16 protein-coding genes and 4 pseudogenes are annotated in these 17937 nt (G+C 64.6%); 9 read left to right on the top strand and 11 right to left on the bottom strand.

Annotation, left to right across the window (positions count from 1 at the left end):
* Window positions 1–157 precede the first annotated feature (157 nt).
* The 4 genes and pseudogenes from RE429_RS13865 (at window position 158) to RE429_RS13850 (ending at window position 4430) form a co-directional block, all read left to right on the top strand.
* Entirely contained in the window at window positions 158–1174 is a 1017-nt protein-coding gene (locus tag RE429_RS13865; protein ID WP_414471332.1) for a purine-nucleoside phosphorylase, read from the top strand.
* A gap of 449 nt (window positions 1175–1623) precedes the next feature.
* Entirely contained in the window at window positions 1624–1926 is a 303-nt protein-coding gene (locus tag RE429_RS13860) for a GCG_CRPN prefix-to-repeats domain-containing protein (RefSeq protein ID WP_414471331.1), read from the top strand.
* Between the two features lie 80 nt (window positions 1927–2006).
* A pseudogene (locus RE429_RS13855) lies at window positions 2007–2763 on the top strand (IS5 family transposase).
* 536 nt (window positions 2764–3299) lie between these two features.
* Window positions 3300–4430, top strand: a complete 1131-nt coding sequence (locus tag RE429_RS13850) for a TIGR03118 family protein (protein ID WP_414471330.1) — start codon at window positions 3300–3302, stop codon at window positions 4428–4430.
* Window positions 4431–4834: 404 nt separating this feature from the next.
* On the opposite strand, the gene RE429_RS13845 is transcribed toward RE429_RS13850, so the two are convergent.
* Window positions 4835–5365: a YqhA family protein gene (locus RE429_RS13845; protein ID WP_414471329.1), complete on the bottom strand. Its 531-nt coding sequence runs from the start codon at window positions 5363–5365 to the stop codon at window positions 4835–4837.
* Between the two features lie 343 nt (window positions 5366–5708).
* Between RE429_RS13845 and RE429_RS13840 the strand changes: the two genes are divergently transcribed.
* The gene (locus RE429_RS13840) at window positions 5709–5972 is read left to right on the top strand and encodes a hypothetical protein (protein WP_414471328.1); all 264 of its coding nucleotides are present in this window, start codon (window positions 5709–5711) and stop codon (window positions 5970–5972) included.
* Window positions 5973–6854: 882 nt separating this feature from the next.
* Here RE429_RS13840 and RE429_RS13835 read toward each other — a convergent pair.
* The 4 genes and pseudogenes from RE429_RS13835 to coxB form a co-directional block, all read right to left on the bottom strand.
* Window positions 6855–7159 (bottom strand): annotated as a pseudogene (locus tag RE429_RS13835) (ATP-binding cassette domain-containing protein); the annotation flags it as partial.
* Between the two features lie 3 nt (window positions 7160–7162).
* Entirely contained in the window at window positions 7163–7540 is a 378-nt protein-coding gene (locus tag RE429_RS13830; RefSeq protein ID WP_414471327.1) for a hypothetical protein, read from the bottom strand.
* Window positions 7537–10044, bottom strand: a pseudogene (gene ctaD, locus RE429_RS13825) (cytochrome c oxidase subunit I). The gene RE429_RS13830 and the pseudogene ctaD overlap by 4 nt, the downstream one beginning before the upstream one ends.
* A 2-nt stretch (window positions 10045–10046) precedes the next feature.
* Window positions 10047–10853 (bottom strand): cytochrome c oxidase subunit II, encoded by an 807-nt coding sequence (gene coxB, locus RE429_RS13820; RefSeq protein ID WP_414471326.1) that lies wholly within the window; start codon window positions 10851–10853, stop codon window positions 10047–10049.
* Between coxB and RE429_RS13815 the strand changes: the two genes are divergently transcribed.
* A complete protein-coding gene (locus RE429_RS13815; protein ID WP_414471325.1) occupies window positions 10818–11303 on the top strand; it encodes a DUF2231 domain-containing protein in 486 nt (161 codons plus the stop codon). The two genes, coxB and RE429_RS13815, sit on opposite strands and share 36 nt — an antisense overlap.
* Here RE429_RS13815 and RE429_RS13810 read toward each other — a convergent pair.
* Window positions 11270–11764: a CopD family protein gene (locus tag RE429_RS13810; RefSeq protein ID WP_414471324.1), complete on the bottom strand. Its 495-nt coding sequence runs from the start codon at window positions 11762–11764 to the stop codon at window positions 11270–11272. The two genes, RE429_RS13815 and RE429_RS13810, sit on opposite strands and share 34 nt — an antisense overlap.
* A complete protein-coding gene (locus tag RE429_RS13805) occupies window positions 11761–12642 on the bottom strand; it encodes a cytochrome c oxidase assembly protein (RefSeq protein ID WP_414471323.1) in 882 nt (293 codons plus the stop codon). The genes RE429_RS13810 and RE429_RS13805 overlap by 4 nt, the downstream gene beginning before the upstream one ends.
* Window positions 12643–12874: 232 nt before the next feature.
* On the opposite strand from RE429_RS13805, the gene RE429_RS13800 reads away from it, so the two are divergent.
* Window positions 12875–13225 (top strand): hypothetical protein, encoded by a 351-nt coding sequence (locus RE429_RS13800; RefSeq protein WP_414471322.1) that lies wholly within the window; start codon window positions 12875–12877, stop codon window positions 13223–13225.
* Window positions 13226–13407: 182 nt separating this feature from the next.
* On the opposite strand, the gene RE429_RS13795 is transcribed toward RE429_RS13800, so the two are convergent.
* Complete coding sequence (locus RE429_RS13795) at window positions 13408–13980, bottom strand: DUF2239 family protein (protein WP_414471321.1); 573 nt, start codon at window positions 13978–13980, stop codon at window positions 13408–13410.
* Between the two features lie 154 nt (window positions 13981–14134).
* On the opposite strand from RE429_RS13795, the gene RE429_RS13790 reads away from it, so the two are divergent.
* Together RE429_RS13790 and RE429_RS13785 are read left to right on the top strand one after the other, a co-directional pair.
* A complete protein-coding gene (locus tag RE429_RS13790; protein WP_414471320.1) occupies window positions 14135–14470 on the top strand; it encodes a GIY-YIG nuclease family protein in 336 nt (111 codons plus the stop codon).
* A gap of 139 nt (window positions 14471–14609) precedes the next feature.
* Window positions 14610–14768 (top strand): annotated as a pseudogene (locus RE429_RS13785) (efflux transporter periplasmic adaptor subunit); the annotation flags it as partial.
* A 35-nt stretch (window positions 14769–14803) separates the two neighbouring features.
* Here the strand turns inward: RE429_RS13785 and RE429_RS13780 are convergent.
* The 3 genes from RE429_RS13780 to RE429_RS13770 all read right to left on the bottom strand — a co-directional run bounded on the left by RE429_RS13780 (window position 14804) and on the right by RE429_RS13770 (window position 17417).
* The gene (locus RE429_RS13780; protein WP_414471319.1) at window positions 14804–15844 is read right to left on the bottom strand and encodes a S1C family serine protease; all 1041 of its coding nucleotides are present in this window, start codon (window positions 15842–15844) and stop codon (window positions 14804–14806) included.
* Between the two features lie 81 nt (window positions 15845–15925).
* Window positions 15926–16318 (bottom strand): response regulator transcription factor, encoded by a 393-nt coding sequence (locus RE429_RS13775; protein WP_414474202.1) that lies wholly within the window; start codon window positions 16316–16318, stop codon window positions 15926–15928.
* Between the two features lie 157 nt (window positions 16319–16475).
* On the bottom strand, window positions 16476–17417 hold the full coding sequence (locus RE429_RS13770; protein WP_414471318.1) for a S1C family serine protease: 942 nt from the start codon (window positions 17415–17417) through the stop codon (window positions 16476–16478).
* Window positions 17418–17937: the final 520 nt, after the last annotated feature.

Here is a 17937-nt window from a genome sequence, read left to right as displayed (position 1 = left end):
GGTCGACCGTCCTGCGCCGCTCATCGGGCGCTATGGCCGCCCGCGGGGCCATTCCTTCTCCGTCTGATCAAAGATTAGTCAGATGCGCATTCTTCAGCCTTGGTCTCGGATGGGGAACGTGCTTATCCGGAGCCTCGCCCTGCAAGGAGTTGTCCCGGTGCCGTTTCAGAGATTGATCCCAATTGCCGCTGCCCTTTCATTCACCTTTTCGATCGCGTCGTCGGCCGCTGCCGCCGAGCCGTTGAAGGTGAAGGTCTTCATCGGTTCGATGTTCGAGATCGGCCAGAATACCGGTGATCGGGCCGGTGAGTTCCAGCACTGGTACGAGCGCTATTTCAACCACAGCCAGGCTATCCCGGTGAAAGGGGCCCTGAACCCGGTCTACTGCAACGAGGACGGCGTCTGCGGGTCCGTTCTGGGGATGGGCAAAGTGGCTTCGTCCTCATCCCTGCAGGCGATCATTCTCAACCCGCAATTCGACATGTCGGAAGCGTACTTCGTCATCAACGGCGTGGCCGGAACGCCGCCGGAGCGGGGCACCATTGCCGATGTCAGCTGGGCAACCTGGCTCGTCGACTACGATCTCGGCCATCGCTGGGCTCCGGAAGAGGGAGAGCCGGGCGCACCGACCTTCATGCCGCGCAAGGGATATGAGAAGGTTCGCCTGTTCCAGCTCAATCCCGATCTGGTCGGCTGGGCGATGCGGCTGACGGGCAAGATGACCCTGAAGGATTCGGAGTCCGCGCGGGCCTACCGGATGCGATACCCGCAGGAGGCGGCACGCCAGGCCCCGTCCGTGAAGGCCGGCACGCATATGACCGGTGACACCTTCTTCCACGGTCCCGGCATGTCGCAACAGGCGCAGTACATTGCCAAGCTCTATGGTGCGGATGATTACCTCATCACCGAGATGGAGGCGGCCGCCATCGCCCAAGTGGTCCAGCGCACGCTCGGTGACGGAAGGCTCCTCAGCCTGCGGGGAGCCGTGAACTTCGACCAGGGCAATCCGAACGAGACGACCCTTCAGCATCTCGATCCGGCTCCAGGCCAAACGGCGGGCGGGTTCGCCGAGACCGTCGACAATGTCGCCGCTGTCGGAGGCACGATGGTCGATTACATCGTCGCGCACTGGCCGGAATGGAAGAATGGCGTTCCCCCGCTGCCACGGCAGTAAGGGAAGCGGCTGTACTGCCTGGTGAGGGCCTTCCGGAGGCCCTCACGTCAGGCGTTCCGGACCAATGACCTGAGGCGGAATGAACAGGGAAGGCCCGATAATGGCACTTTGCCGAAGACGTGCCTTCGTCGTTGGCGCGGCGGGAAGCAGACCTTCATTTCGTCGGCCGTTCGCGACCCTTTGACACAAAGGGACACCTGCGGCTTTGCGCCGGACGTTTCCCGCCGTCCGGACCCTCTCGCGGGCGCGCGTTGCTCCGCTCCGGAAATGGGTCCGGAGACGACTCAAGGAGTGGATCCGGTCCGGCGGCTCTTGGTCTCGAACGCCGCAACATTCGGAAGACAATTCTTTCCCGTGCTTCTATAATCGTCCCGTATCTCGCGAGGAGCCTGCGTGTCGAACGCCGCCCACGTAGAGCATCCTCCGCTTCGATATGAGGAGCGCGTGTCATGAAATTCCGGAGACTGATAACAATTGCTGCCCTTGTGTTCGGCGCATGGCTCGGGATGGCCTCACTGGAACAGGGAAGAGTCGGCGTCGCGCCCGCTGCGGCGGCTCAGGGCTGTGGTCCCGGCTTTCATCGAGGGCCTTATGGCTACTGCCGACCGAACGCCTACGGCCGCTATTATGGGGTGCCCCGTTATTACTACCGTGGTGGTTATTACGGTCGCCCGTACTACGGCTACCGCAGACCATATTATGGACGTCCCTACTACGGCTACCGTGGCGGTTATTACCGTCGGCGGTACTAGGGCCAATCCACATTCAGGATTCACACGAGCGAAGAAAGCTGACTCACTGGGTTGCAGGTGGTTTGATTCGGAGCCGGACGATGGGTGTGAAGCGATACGAACTGAGCGAAGCCCAGTGGCGGCGCATCGCCCCCCTGCTGCCGGGCAAGGTGGGCGACCCCGGCCGCAGCGGGGCGGATAACCGCCTGTTCGTCAACGGCGTCTTGTGGGTGCTGCGCTCTGGAGCATTCTGGCAGCATCTGCCCGAGCGCTACGGCAAATGGAAGAGCGTCCACGCCCGCTTTACCCGCTGGACCAAGGCCGGGGTCTGGGAGCAGGTGTTTGCCGAGCTGATCAAGGATCGCGACAATCACTATCTCATGCTCGACACCACCCTGGTGCGCGTCCATCAGCAGGCCGCCGCCGGAAAGGGGGGCCGCCACTCAGGCGCTGGGGCGTTCCCGCGGGGGTCTGACCACCAAGATCCACATGATCTGTGACGGCCTCGGCCGACCGCTGCGCTTCCTGCTGAGCGCCGGCCAGCGCCACGACTGCCTCGGCGCCAAGGCGCTGCTCGACGGCTTCCAGGCCCGGTCCGTCCTGGCCGATCGGGCCTATGACACCAACGAGCTGCGCCAGACCATCGCGGCGATGGGCGCCGAGGCGGTCATTCCCTCAAGCCGATCGCGCAAGCAGCCGATTGCCCATGACGCCACCGCCTACAAACTGCGCAATCGGATCGAACGCTGCTTCAACAAGCTCAAGCACTGCCGACGCTTTGCAACCCGGTACGACCGGCGCGCCTGCCACTTCCTCGCCTTCATCCACCTCGCCGCCATCATGCTCTGGCTGTGCTGAATGTGGATTCGTCCTAGAGCATCGGACCCAAAAGTGGGTCCCGGTTTTGCGTGAAAAGATGCTCAAGACCATAGAGCATCGAACGCAAAAGTGGGTCCCGGTTTTGCGTGAAAAGATGCTCGAGACTATGAACTGACTGCATCGGATGTGGGGCAGGTTCCACACCCGATGCTGCGGCCGAAAATCTTGAGTCAGAGGAGCCTCGCCTGCGGGACGAGATGGTGGTAGAATCGTTCGGGAATCCTACGCAAATCCGATCAGGAGATTTCGAGCGTGGATTCTGGAGCAGGCAGAGGTCTTGCATTCCAGTACACCGACAGCAGCCGGCCTTCATTTCTCCGACGCTTCTCGACGAAGCTGACGAGGTGATCGAGCAAAAGCCGATCGCGGGCTGCTCCCACTCAGGCGTCTCAGAATTCAGTGAATGCCGTTCGACCTTTGGTCTTTGCGAACTGCCTGCCGGGACGCCGTGATGCGATGAGCCCTGGCGTGAACGTTGGGGAGGTAGGGGCTTCTCTCGGGCCATGGAGGCAACGATGAGCATCTTATCCTTCAGTGATTTCGAGTTCGATTTCCAGAAACGACACCACACACACGATCATGCGCAACGGGAGAACAGCTTTGTTCAGACGAACCTTGTTTCCGACGGGTTCTTGCCCGCGGAGCATATCGACGAGAACCTGATCAATCCCTGGGGAGTTTCAAGCAGCCCGACGGGGCCCTTCTGGGTTTCCGACAATGGGATCGGGGTGGCCACGATCTACGACGGCAACGGCAACCCGGTCACGATTGACGGCCATTCGTCCATCACGATCGCTGCGCCTCCCGGAGAGACAGGGCCCTCCGCCCCGACCGGCCAGGTCTTCAACACCAAGGGGACCGGGTTCGACATCTCCAGCAACGGGCATACCGCCCCATCCAAGTTCATCTTCGCGACGGAAGATGGAACGATCTCCGGCTGGAATCCTGCGGTCGACAGCGCCAGTTCGGTGATTGCGGTCGACAACTCCGACTCGGATGCGGTTTACAAGGGCTTGGCTATCGGGAAGACGCATGGCCACACCTATCTCTACGCGACGGACTTCCATAACGGGAAGGTCGACATGTTCGACAGCCGGTTCCACGAAGTCCGCAGCTTTACCGATCCGAACCTGCCGGACGGCTACGCTCCCTTCAATGTGCAGGCGCTCAACGGCCGTCTTTTCGTGACCTTCGCGCTCCAGGATGATGCCAAGCATGACGATGTCGCCGGCCCGGGGCACGGCTACGTCGATGAATTCGACTTCTCCGGGCACCTGCTGCACCGGGTTGCCTCGCAGGGGCCGCTGGACTCGCCATGGGGGCTGGCCATTGCACCGTCCGGCTTCGGGAAGTTCTCCCACGACCTCCTGGTCGGAAACTTCGGGGATGGGAGGATCAATGCCTACGACCCGCACGACTTCCACTTCCTCGGCACGCTGGATGATCCCAGCGGCAATCAAGTGGTCATTGGCGACCTGTGGGCCCTCGTGCCGGGCAATGCCGGGCCGAACAGCGATCCGCACAGCATCTATTTCACGGCGGGCGTGGAGAACGAGGAGCACGGCCTGTTCGGAACCCTGACGGCCGACACGGCGCAGAAGCATCACACGATGGCGTCTTCCGACTGGGTCATCCCGCCGGCCTGAGATGCGGTCCTCGACGCGGCCGGAAACGGAAGCGCCAGGAGACGTCCAGGAAGACCTCCAGGAAGACTTCCAGGTAGACCTCCAGGAGGCCTGCCGCTGGAGCATCATTCTCGTCATGCCCGGCCCTGAGCCGGGCATCGACGTCTTTGACCTGGTGCGGTGCATGAAGACGTGGATGGCCGCAAACCAAGTGCGGCCATGACGATGAATGGTGACACCGTCGGACGTGACATCGAACCCATATCCGATGCTGCGGAGCATCGTGCGCGGGAAGTGGAATCCACCTTTGGGATTTCCTCCGATGCTCCCTTCTTGGATGAGCGCACCGTTCTTGCGAAAAACCGGGGCCGCCTTTCCGCACGACGGGCTCTCAACCCCCGGCCGTCGATGCTGCCGCTTGCGCTCTATTGTGGTCCCGGGCGAGTGGAGCTTTCGGGACCCTCTTCGATGGTCCCGTGGCTTCCCAAGTGAGAGATCCAGACAAGCCGAAGGGCTGCTGCGATGAACAGAATGGCGGCCGGCTTCATCAGCATTTCCCAGGAGGTATGGGTCTCGACCTCCACCATGTCGGTGGCGAAATCCACGACCAGGTAGACCAGGATGACCTCGATCAGCGTGATCTTGAGTTCGCTGATCCCGCTCACCCTCATCCACTGGGGCAGTCTGGCCCGAGCATGCTCGGGGAGATCGAAGGCAAAGCCGAACGTGATCGCGTAGGCGAAGACGATGAGGACAAGCCCGAACAGGAATGCGTCGGTGGCCTGCATCACCGAGGCAATGACCGTGAGGCCGCCGGTTTCATTCGGCAAAAGGGCGAACCCCAGGGCGTAGGCCAGCTTGATGCCGCCAACCCCGAAGATCAGAACTGCTCCGATGGCCGCGCCAGCGGCGGCAAGGAGCGTGATCCAGCGTAACGACAGGATGAAATGAAGCATCCGATCACACGATCTACCTGAGCCCCGGATCCACGGTCTTGGCCTGCAAAGGCAACCAATCCTACCAGAAGATGACCCTGACGGAAATTGGTGTCCTCTGAGCGGCAGTCCGCCAAGAAAAGCTCAAGGAGCCACGAAAGGTCCTGCCGCGGTGATTGGAACGACCTCGCCAATGATGGGTGATGTCGCTGGAACAGGCAGGGGCCGGAATGAAGGCATGAGCAGGAGGTTTCCCTCAACTCCGGAAATTTGCCGGCGTCGAGAATAATCCGACTGCCTCAAGTGTCTATAACGGGTGGTTACGCGTCGCATCCCCGATCAACACAGCCGGAAGGTTTGCACGATGCCTCGACCTGTCTTCAAGAAATCCGCTGATCCATTCGAGGGGTTGCGGTTGCCCGAGAGCGCGCGGAAGGCTCTGGAGGATGCCAATATCACGAGCCTCCAGCAGATGAGGGCCATGGCGCCGGTCATCGATCTCACGCTGAGGACTGACCCGGCGACTGTGCAGATCATCAAGGAGACCCTTGACCGTTTGGCCGCCAGGCGAATTCTTCGGGTCAGGCTCGTGTTTCCGAAGCGAGGTCGCGAGGGGGCTGCCCGATAGGCTCTTGGCGGCAGGTTTTTTGGCGATAGGTTTTTGGCGATAGGTTTTTGAGTGGTGCCGGTGTCTCGGGGGCAAGCCGTGCCCTGCGTCCGGTATCCCACCGATGGATGCGGTCACGGATGCTTGGGCCGTGCTCCTCTGCCTATTCATGTGCAGTCGGACGGCGCGGGCCGACAGTCTGCCGTTCCGGTCTTTCCGCTCTCCCCGTGCAACCTGGCGATCCGGCTTCTCTCGATCCGTGACGCGGATTTCGGGGCCGCTCGTCCACGCAATACGCTGCGGAGCCCTTCGAATCCGGAAGAGTACTTCCATTGGAGATCCGCATCTGCGGCAACCCTATCGGGCACAGCCACGTTAGCAAGAGACCCCTCGCGCCCGATCACGACGCGCGGGGAGGTCGGATCCCAGCATCCGGACGAGGAGCGGACGATGTACAAGCTTGCTTTAGCTCTGTGTGCATGTGTAGCCATTTCAGCCTGTTCACCGACGACGACTGGAACCGCAGCGGGTGCCACGACAGGAGCCATCGTCGGTGGTCCGGTGGGGGCGGTGGTCGGTGGCGTCGCCGGTGCGGCGACGGGTGCCGTGACCGGTGCAGCCGCGGGGGCGGCGACAGGAGTCCGGGTCGCGCAGGCATCGCCCGGTTACTGCTACACGTATGACCGGCACGGCCGCTTGATGAGGCATGCATCCGGGCGGCCGCGGCTGCATCGCTGCTAGAGCATCGGACCCGGGAAGTGGATTTGCACTTTTGGGACAAGGCCGATGCTTCCTTCCTGGAAAGCGCGCATCGTTCTTGCGAAATACCGGAGCCACTTTTTCGCACGATGCGCTAGCGCGCAACGCATTTCGGCCCGGAGATCCGGGAGGGATTGCGGCCACCTGCATGTCGAGATGGTTGGTCGGCTCGTCGAGAATCAACTCGCTCGGCGACTGAGCAATGCCCTCGCAGGATGGGCGCGCTGCGTTTCGCCTCCTGAAAGGCTCTGCCAGCGCTCGTTGCGCTTCTCCGTCATGCCGACGCGTTCGATCGCTTCCGCGACCGTGTTCTCGTCAGCCGCCGTCCAGCCGGAAAACATCGAGCGGTGCGGAAACCGGCCGAGCTTCACGACGCCGATCACCCGCAGATTGGCGTTGGTCGCGGCATGCTGCTCCATAAAGGCGACGCTCTCGGCGATGTCACAGCGGCCTCATAGGCAGGCGGAGGCGCCCACAACCGGCAGGCCCGTCCAAAGGGTCGCGAACAGGGCACAGCCATTGGCCCCAAGCGCGCTCGCCGACAGGAAGCGGGAGGGATGTCCCTGATCGGCGTGGGTTCTCCGGATCTTCAGGCGGGCCTTCAGTCCCGTCTTCAGGCATCCGGCGAGCAGCAGCCCCGATGCGGTCAGGTGACCGATCCACAGCAGGACCAGCACAAGTCTGTTCAGACTGATCGGCCCGACATCCACGTTCTGCCAGCCGAAGCTGCAGCCGATCGCGTTCGCCGCGTACAGGGATGCGAAGGCCGAGCTCCAGATGCCGAACCCGGCGACGAGGAGAAGCAGGCTGGGTGAGGCAGGTCTGTTCATGAGCCGATCACCCGGGGCAGTCCGTAGACGAGGAGGAGGGCCGTGGCTCCGCTCGCCGCCGTGTAGCCGTGCCAGAGCTCGCCGATGCGCAGATCCAGGTCGCGCTTGGCCGACACATGTCCCGAGAGGCACCGGTACCAGCCGAAGCCGGCGAACAGGATGCCCAGCGCCGCGTGAAGGCCGGCATAGGCCAGGATGACAAGGGTCGTCGCCGCATAGGCGTGCCCGGTCGGGTCGGGAGCCCCCCTGGCCAGCCCGATCAGGCAGGCCAGCGCGACCCCGTGTCCGGCCGTCGTGGCGATCAGGCCGAGGGAGGCGCGCACCGTCCGGCCGGCCGCATTCTCGAACCGCGCCTTCCGGGCGGCCAGCACCGCGAGGGCGAAGCCTCCGGCTCCCGTCAGGGGCAGGGCGATACCCGCCACCAGGAGCCGGGAGGGAGGCCAGCCGGGAGCGACGATCCAGAGATAGAGGCTGCCGAACATGAGCGACGCGAACAGGGTTCCGTCGGCCAGGAGCGTGAAGACCATGGCCCACCAGGACGGAGCACCTTTCGCCTCCTGGTGCGCAGGCACGGCCTTGCTCCGGCCGATGGGCAGCCGGCCGCAATCCCTGCGCAGGCCCGTGTTGCGGGTCCATGCGACGAGCAGCACAGTGGTCAATCCGGCGCCCACCAGGGCGAGCCCATAGGCTTTTCCCAGAAGCGACACGAAGAAGAGACCCGTCGCGAGCGCCGTCCAGAGGGGCAGGAAGGTCGGTCCGGGAAGCAGGATGACCTGGTCGGGCCTGCCCGTGACCATGTGCACGCCGAGCGTCTCCCGCCAGCCGTTGCGCACGAAGCCGAGATAGCCCTCGCCGCGGGCGAGGCGGGCCGCCAGGCCGGGGGCATCCGCGAGCGGCGAGCGGCTTCCCACCTCCGGGATCGCCGCGATGTTGTAGGTCGGGCTCGGGATGGGCATGGCCCATTCGAGCGTGTCCGCCTTCCATGGATTGCGCGGCGCGCGGCGCCCGAAACGCACCTGCATGACGATGTCCACGACGAACAGAGCGAAGCCGATGGTCATGACGAAGCCGCCGATCGAGGAGAGCAGGTTCAGCCAGTCCCATCCGAGGTCGGGTGCGTAGGTGTGGACGCGGCGCGGCATGCCCCGCAGGCCCGTCAGGTGCATCAGGAAGAAGGTGGCGTTGAAGCCGGTGAAGATCAGCCAGAAGGCCGTCACGCTCAAGCGGTGGACGGGCATGCGTCCGGTGAAGTGCGGCAGCCAGTAATGGGCCGCCGCCATCATCGGAAAGATGAAGCCGCCCACCAGCACGTAATGCAGGTGCGCCACCACGAAGTGCGTGTCGTGCGCCTGCCAGTCGAAGGGAACGACCGCCAGCATCACGCCCGTGAGGCCCCCGACGACGAAGACGAAGAAGAAGCCGAGGAGATAGAGCATCGGCACGTCGAGCTTTGGTCGCCCCGACGACAGCGTCGCCAGCCACGAGAAGATCTGCACGCCCGTCGGAATCGCCACCAGCATGCTCGCCGCGGAGAAGAAGGCCTGCGCGAGATGCGGGATGCCCACCGTGAACATGTGGTGCACCCACAGGCCGAAGCTGAGAAAGCCCAGCGCGACGACGCTCACCACGATCTACGAATACCCGACGATGGGATGGCGGGCGAGGACGGGAAGGATCGTCGAGATGGCGCCGGCGGCGGGCAGGAAGATGATGTAGACCTCGGGATGGCCGAAGAGCCAGAACAGGTGCTGCCACAGGAGAGGATCGCCGCCGCGCGCCGGATCGAAGAACGGCCAGTCGAAGGCACGCTCGACCTCGAGCAGGATGCTGCCGAGGATCAGCGGCGGAAAGCCTACCAGCATCATCATGCCCGTCACGAGAAGGTACCAGGCGATGAGCGGCATCCTGTCGAGCGACATGCCGGGCGCGCGCATCCTGAGAATGGTGACGACGATCTCCACGGCCGCCGAGATCGCGGAAATCTCCACGAAGGTGATGCCGATGAGCCAGACATCCGCGTTGATCCCCGGCGTGTAGGTGCGCGACGAGAGCGGCGTGTACATGAACCATCCGGAATCGGGCGCGGCGCCCACCGCGAGCGCCGCCAGCAGGATCGAGCCGCCGAAGACGTAGCACCAGAATCCGTAGGCGCCGAGGCGGGGAAAGGCGAGGTCGCGCGAGCCGAGGATCTTCGGCAGAAGATAGATCGCCAGTCCCTCGAACATCGGAATCGCGAACAGGAACATCATCACCGTGCCGTGCATGGTGAAGATCTGGTTGTAATGGTCCGGTCCGAGGAACGCGCTGTGCGGGGACGCGAGCTGCGCCCGGATCAGCATGGCGAGAATGCCGCCGATGGCGAAGAAGACGAAGGCCGCCACGATGAAGCGCCGTCCCATGACGGTATGATTCACGGCCGAGAGAGCGCGCCATCCTCCGGGCGTGCCCCAGACGGAATCCAGCTCCTTGTGCAGGCGGACCGGAGATTGCGGTGGGGGCATCATCGTCACGGAGCGGCCTCCGTGCGCGGAGCAACCGGCAGACCGGCGGCAAGGCGCGCAAGCGCGGCGGCGTATTCGCCGGGAGGATGCGCCACGACGGCCATGTCCATCCCGGCGTGTCCGCTGCCGCAGAACTCGGCGCACACGCCCTGATATGTGCCGGGTGCATCGGCCGTCAGGCGGATCACGTTCACATGTCCCGGCACGGCATCGATCTTCCCGCCGAGGCGGGGGATCCAGAAGCCGTGGATCACGTCCGCGCTGGCGACATGAAGGTCGACGGGGACTCCCGCCGGAATGTGGAGAGTGCCGACCGACCTCGCCGAAGTCCCATCCGCGAGCCGATAGGAAGCCTCCCAGCGCCATTGACGGGCGAGCACGTCGACCCGCGCCACCTCGGGCCTTCCCGGGTGCGCGAGCAGCCTCTCCCCGCTCACGAGCGCATAGGCCAGGAGCGCCCCGAGGGTGGCTATGGGAAACAGGACGCCTCCGCCGAGGAGCCAGAGGCGGGCCGATGCACGGGTCCGGCCGGATGTCACGAAGGCCCTGAGCAGGAGGGCCATCACCAGGAGCAGGATGGCGGCCGCGCCGAGGAGCATCACCCACCACAGGCGCGCCACCGAGGCCGCATGAGGGCCCGCGGGATCGAGCGCCGACAACGGCCCGGCGCATCCTGCGAGCGCGATGCAGGACGCCGATGCGGCGGCCAGCTTGAACCATGCCGCCGCCAGACGTGTTGTGCCATTCGAACGAAACCAGGAACGAGGAGGTGTCTTGTGTCGAATCCCGTCGTCGAGGAGGTCGAGAGACATGACGTCAGCTCCGCGGTCGCGGTGGCCGGGCACCCGGTCCATGCGATGCTCGTCACCTTTCCGATCGCGTTCACGGTCGGGACGCTGGGAGCGGACGTCCTCTACTGGTGGTGGGGCGATGCCTTCTGGGCGCGGGCCGCGCTCTGGTCGAGCGGAATCGCCTTCATCCTTGGCGTCATCGCGGGCCTTGTCGGCACGGCTGAACTCGTGCTCGTGAAGGGCATCCGCAAGCGTGCCGCGAGCTGGACGCATGCCATCGCGGCGATGATGCTGATTGCGATCATCGGTGCGAATTGGGGCCTGCGCATATCCGACCATGAGGCGGCCGTGCTCCCCACGGGACTTTTCCTGTCCGGACTCGGGATGGCGTTCGTCGGCATCGCGGGATGGCACGGGGGCAAGCTGGTGTTCGAGCATCAGATCGGCCTCATGCTGTCGGAGAACGACTGAAGCCCGCCCGGCTGCCGCATCCAGTCCGGCAGCGGCGCCATGTCGATGAAGGGCTTCGACAGGACAAGCCAGAGGATCGCCGAGATGACCGCGAAGGTCGCGAGGGCGGTCGCATGCCCGCGCCATGCCGCGAAGCGCCGCCCCGGGCGGAAGACGCGGACGATGATGTAGCCGGCATGGACATGCAGCAGGACCAGGGTGCCGACGGCCGCGAGCTTCAAGGCCATCCATGCCGTGAAGACCTCCCGCGCGAAGATCAGCGCCGTGCCTGTGCCCACCGCCACGAAGGCGGCCGGGGATGTGATCGCCGTGTAGACGAAGCGGGTGAACCGCTGGAGATGATGGAGCGCATCCTCGTCTCCCACCCGTGCCTTCTGTGCATAGAGTCCCGGCAGCACGAGAAGCCCGGCGCACCAGGCCACCAGGGATGCGATGTGGATCGCCTTCAGCCATGCGATCATGCGGCGCCCTCGCGCCCGCGTGGGAGCGACGGCCCGTGGAGCGAAGCGCCGACGATGAGGAGAGCGGCCAGCATGTAGGGTACCGCGGCGGGGATCCACATGATGAGGCCGGCGATTTGCTGGTCTTCGAGCGGGGACAGGTGCCACGCCGCCGTCGTGCCGAGATGCGGCTCATAGAGCGGTGCGGGAGCGAAGGTGATCAGGGCGCCGAGCAGTCCCATCTGCGCTACGTTCCCGAGCAGCGGGAGAAGGGACGGCAACGCGGCCGGGCGCAGAGGAAGCGTGCCCCAGAACAGGATCGCGGTGCCGAGAAGCGATGCCTGCATCAGCCAGAAGACCCCGTGGCTGCCCAGCGCCGCCGCATACGGAGCAGGCGCGTGCCAGAACCAGATCGTGAGCATCTGGACGGCGAAGACGACGCCATGTCCGTTCGATGTCCGCCTAGAGCATCGGACCCAAAAGTGGAATCCACTTTTGGGATTCGATCCGATGCTCCCTTCTTGGATGAGCGCATCGTTTGAGCGAAAAGCCGAATCCACTTTTTCGCACGATGCGCTAGGTCGCGCGAGAAGCGGGCATCCCAGCACGATCAGGGGCGCCGCGATGGCGATCGCGATGACGTGATGCGCCACGCGGGCCGAGAACAGCGCCGACGTCAGGGCGCAGAACGGCGAGACGTAGAGCACCGCGAGGATGAGCCAGCCGCATGTGAAGCAGATGATCTCACGTGGACCGATCGTCGAAGACGCCCGTGCGGCAAGAGCGTAGGCCGCCGCGGACAGCAGCATCCCCGAGATGAGCCACGGATCGAGATTCCAGCTCGTCCACAGCTCGGATGGGACGGGCGCAGGACCGCAATAGGGATCGTACAAGGGCATGCTCGTCTTCCGGGTCGGTAGTGATGGGCGGTGGAACACCGGCCGCGGGGACCGCTGCTGCGGCGCCTGGGGCTGTTCGATGGATCAGTCGTTCCGGCCCAGCGCATCTTGAGAAAAAGTGGAGTCCACTTTTCACGTGTGATGCTCCAGCGCTCCTTGGGCGATCAGGGCGAGGCGACCGGGCAAGGGGCTCTTGCTCTCTGCGACATCGAGGCCTCCGTTGGCGGGGAACATGAGGCTCGAACGCCTGCGCCACGGCAAAGGTTCTGAGTTTCGGACGATTTATGGCGTCGCTTCACAGACTTGTTACCGGCCCGGCGACGGAGAGGATGATCTACGCGCCAACGGCATAAGGTCGCCGACGTATTCTGATGTCTTTCCACAGGTGAGCTGCAGCAGAACCTTTTGGCTCTGCAGTCGTTGGCCGCATGGAGCAAGCGAGGAGACGCATGTGCGGATGCCGCCCGAACTGAAAATCTTCAAAGGCATCTGGATCTACTTCGTCGGCCTGTTGATCGCGACTGCCGCATTGCTGACCCTGTATCACCTGGATCCATCCACCCCGAAGATTGCATTGGAATAGAGCCTCGAACGCAAAAGTGGGAACCGGTTTTGCGTGAAAAGATGCTCAAGCAAGGAGAGCCTCGAACGCAAAAGCGGGAACCGGTTTCGCGTGAAAAGATGCTCAACTGCAGAGACTGACGGCATCGGATGTGGGTTCGATTCCACGGCCGATGCTGTCGTCCGAAGCCGCAAAGTCGTCGATCAGGCGCCGAAAGCCATCCGGATCGCGTGATCCCTGACGTCGTCCGGCCAACTTGCGACGAGGGTCTCAAACCGTTCCCGGTCGCCGGCGAACAGGGCTCTCGACGCCTCCTCGAAGTCCGGAAGATTTCCGGCCAGGGCCGACATGAAGCCATAGGCCGCATTGCGACCCGATCGGCCGCTTTGCGCATCCTTGCGCTTCGCCTCGTCCACGAGCCGCCGCAAGGTGACCGAGGCTCCTCCAGGCTGTGCGCTCAGCCATTCCCACTGGCGCGGCAAGAGCGTCACCTCCCGGGCCGTCACCCCGAGCTTCGGGCGTCCTCGTCCGCGAGGTTCCGCAGGAGCTTCATCCTCGCCGGTCTTGACCGCGAGCCGGGCGAGCACCTCCTCATAGCGGCCCCTCAGATCGAGATCGATCTGCCGCCCCGTGGCATCCTCGAAGATGAGCACGGTCTGCGTCGGGTCGGTCTCGTTGGCGCGTTTGACGGCAAGTGCGACGGCAGGCAACGCGCCGCGGGCAAGCAGGCCGAAGCCCAGGAAGGCGGTGTAGGTGGGGTGAGGTGCTGCTGCCATGGATGTCTCGCGTAGGATTCTTCAGGTGGGTCCGGAGTTTGGAATTATTACCCGGGTATAATTGACGGGGCCGATCTTTGCAACTACACCCTGCCCAAAGACCCGCCGGCGCATGAGAGACGCGACGGTGCGCGATGAACCAGGGAACCGAGGCATGGACACCATCGACAGGAAAGCGGCCATTGCGGCCTATAAGGAGCGCAAGACGCCGGCCGGCATCTTTGCGGTGCGCTGCTCGGCCACGGGCCAGGTATGGGTCGGTCGCAGCCGGCATCTCGATACCCAGCAGAACGGTTTGTGGTTCACGCTCAGGCTCGGATCGGGCATGAACCGAAGCCTGCAGGCGGCCTGGAACGCCTGCGGCGAGGCTGCTTTCACGTTCGAGGAGTTGGAGCGTCTGCCGGAAGAGACGCTGGCCTATGTGCTCCAAGCCACGCTGAAGGAGCGCCTGGTCCACTGGAAGGCTGAACTCGACGCCGCCCTGATCTGAGGCTCGATGACGTCGCGGGAGAGCGGGCCGGGAGGTTCAATGCCTCGCGACCTGCCGGGCGCTCGCTCGCCGCATCGGACGAACGCATTGCCGGGAGACGGAAGCCTCAACGCATCGATCCGGCCGGAGGCGCAAGGACCTGAGACCCAGGCTCGATGATCAGGAAGTGGCGCGGCGCCTGCCGGCCGGGAGCACGGGCCTTGCGGCGATCTATACGGACCACGTGCAGGCGGCCCACGTCATCCGCAAGGTCGTGCTGCGGCAGAGCGCGATCCTGAACTACGTCAATCCCTTCTGACCGCGGGAACGGACCGTCCTCGCCGGCCTGCGGCATCAGCGCCCGTTCAGCGTTCTGCGCTCCACGGGCGTGACCGGCAGGGTCTGCATCTCGCCGCGCCGGAGGATCGTCAACGTCACGACCTGGCCGATGCGGTCGCCGTTCAGGAGCCGCACGAGATCGTCGATGCCGCCGACGGGTTCGCCGTCGAGCGCGAGGACAACGTCGCCTTGCTCGATCGCCGCCCGGGTAGCGGGACTGTCGGGCTCGACGGCCGCAATCGCGACTCCTGCACTGAGAGGCAGCCCTGCCGCGTATGCGACACGCCGCGGGAGCGGCACGGTCTGACCCGCAACGCCGATCGACGCGCGCCGGACACGCCCGTGACGGATCAGCTCCGTCACGACGAAGCTCGCCGTATTGCTGGCCACCGCAAAGCAGATGCCCTGCGCCCCCATGATGACGGCCGTGTTGATGCCGACGACCTCTCCGGAGGTCGCAACGAGCGGGCCGCCGGAATTGCCGGGGTTCAGGGCCGCGTCCGTCTGGATCACGTCGTCGATCAGCCGCCCCGATTTCGCGCGAAGGCTTCGTCCGAGGGCCGAAACCACTCCCGCCGTCACCGTCGACTCGAAGCCGAGCGGGTTGCCGATGGCGATGGCGATCTGTCCGCGCTTCAAAAGCTTCGAATTGCCCAGGGTTGCGAAGGGCAGCCCGCCGCCGCTCGCCCGCAACAGGGCAAGGTCCGTGTCGGGATCGTCGCCGATCGTCTGCGCGTGGATCGCGCGCCCATCGGGGCCGGTCACCATCGCGTCCCGCGCGCCTTGCATGACATGGCTGTTGGTGAGGAGGAGGCCGTCCGGCGAGATGATCACGCCGGAGCCCATTCCGGCCATACGGCGCGAGACCTGAGGCTCGACGCGGACAACGGCCGGGCCGATGCCGTCCACGACGCTCGTGACCGCGTGCGAATAGGCGTCGAGCAGGACTTCGTCGGGCGCAGGCGAGGGCCGTTGCCGCTCCGAAGGGGAATCGGAAGGGGAATTGGAAGAGGAATTGGCGGAGTGAAGGAGATAGGATGGGGTGCGTTCGAGCATGGGAGGCTCCGACGATTATATCGTTTCGATCGATATGGTGACGCCGCGATCTCACACCAAGAGGGCGGCCTTCGCCGAGGTTCACAACATGATGAGCCCGAGGCGCACGGCCTGCGCGACCGCATCGGTTCTGCCCGTCGCATCGAGCTTTGCCGCAATGGAGGCCACGTGAAACTTGGCGGTGTGGAACGAAATCCCGAGCCGTCGGGCAATCACCTTGTTGGACGCTCCCTCCGCCAGCAGCCGCAAAACCTCGAGCTCCCGCGCCGTGAGGGCGTAATCCCGCAGGGCATGATCCCTCAGGAAAGGAGAGGCGATGTCCGGCCGTCGGACATCGCGCGGCAGGATCGCGAAGCCCCTGGCGGCGGCATCGAGGGCCAGCAGGAACTCCGGGAGGGTGGCGCTCCGGGGCAGCACTCCGCTCGCTCCGACCTTTAGGATTTCGAGCGGGTTCGCGGAATCCTCAAGAACGATGATCGGGGTTCCGCCGCCGGCCGGAAGGTGATCGGCGATCACCACGTCGGGCTCCCTCGGGTCAAGTGTGACCCTCTCAGGCTCGCCGGCCAGCATCGTGCCGACGCGGTCGAGCAGGTCTGGATCGTCGATCTGGAGCGCGACGCGTTGCACGGCTTCACTCTTGAGGTTTGGGACGCTCCGCAATCTCGACCGTCAGAGACATTTGCTTCCCCGCCCGCAAGATTCCAAGGGGGACGGACTGACCGACGCTCTCGGGTCCGAGAAGCGTGTAGACGCGGCGGATCGAGTGCAGAGGATCGGTCTGCCAGCGGATGAGAATATCCCCTTGCTTGAGCCCGGCTTTCTGCCCGGGGCCCCCGGAATCCACATTGATGACGATGAGCCCTTTGGGTTCCGCGAGCCCCGCCGCATCGGCGACGGTTTCATCGATCCGCACGGGCTGGAGGCCGAGCCCCAGATAGCCGCGGGCGATCCGGCCATGGGCGAGCAATTGCTGGGCCACCCGCTCGATCGTCTCGGACGGAATGACGAGAACGCGTCCCCGGGGACCCAGAACCGTCATCCCGACGATCGTTCCATCGAGGTCGAGAGCGGCTCCGCCCTCCGACCGGGCATCGAGCCGGAGATCCAGATGGAGCCTACGGTCGATATGGCCGCCGCGCAGGCTTCTCCAGGGACCGCCTGCCAAAGCCACGATGCCGAAGGCGGCGCACACGCCCTCGGCCCGACGGCCGGCAGCAAGCACGAAATGACCGACGCGGAGCCTCGACGTATCGGCGAAGGTGAGATCGGGGAGGGGGCTCTCGTGAGTGGGCTGCTCCTCGATCCGCAGGAGGGCAATGTCCGTGCTCGGATCGCGACCGGCGAGACTTGCGGAGACCTGGCTGCCGTCCGGGCGAGCGACCAGAATGTCTTCGTCCGCTTCCAACGCTTCTTCCGCCGTGAGGACAAGTCCGGGACGCCAGATGATGCCTGTCGACGACCTGCGTCGCGGGCCATGGATCGCCACGAGTCTCGGGGCAATCGTGTCGCAGAGATCGGCGATACGATCCGAGACGGCTTCAAGGGAGGAGGGGGCGGATGCGGGAATGGACATGGTGCGCCTCGCTGAGGAAACGCGGTCCATCCTGCCGGTAAACGCCTCTGCCGGGTACTGACCGGTTGGCCAGGTCCGGTTGCCGTCCAGAGGGCTCGCCTTGACGGCCGCGCTTGTACGTCCGCCCTTTTCCATTGCGTATGACGGCAATGGCCGGCCGCATCGCTTCAAGCCATAGACCTCGAAGGCCCCATTCGGCGCGGCACAAAGCCCTACTTCCGCGACGAGGCGACAGGCCGTCGCTCAATGTGCCCCTTCGGCTGCCCGATGCGGCCGCCATCCCGGATCCCGGCTGATCGCAAGTCACCCTGTTCTCTTGGGCCAGGTTCTCTTGGGCCAGGTTCTCTTGAGCCAGGTTCTCTTGGGCCAGTGCGGAACGACGGCCCGTCAACGGCATGCGTGGAACCGGCGCGGCCGCAATCCCCACAGCCGTCCCAAACTGTCAAAGCGATGGCCGAAAGGGTCAAGCAACGGACGGGCGAAAGAGCACACTTGCCCGCGCAAGCAAGCCGGATCGTCC

The organism is Microvirga sp. M2 (genome assembly GCF_047497095.1).
Lineage (GTDB): Bacteria > Pseudomonadota > Alphaproteobacteria > Rhizobiales > Beijerinckiaceae > Microvirga.
Note: the sequence above shows the minus strand (reverse complement) of the source record. Positions and strands in the feature narration are given on the sequence as shown.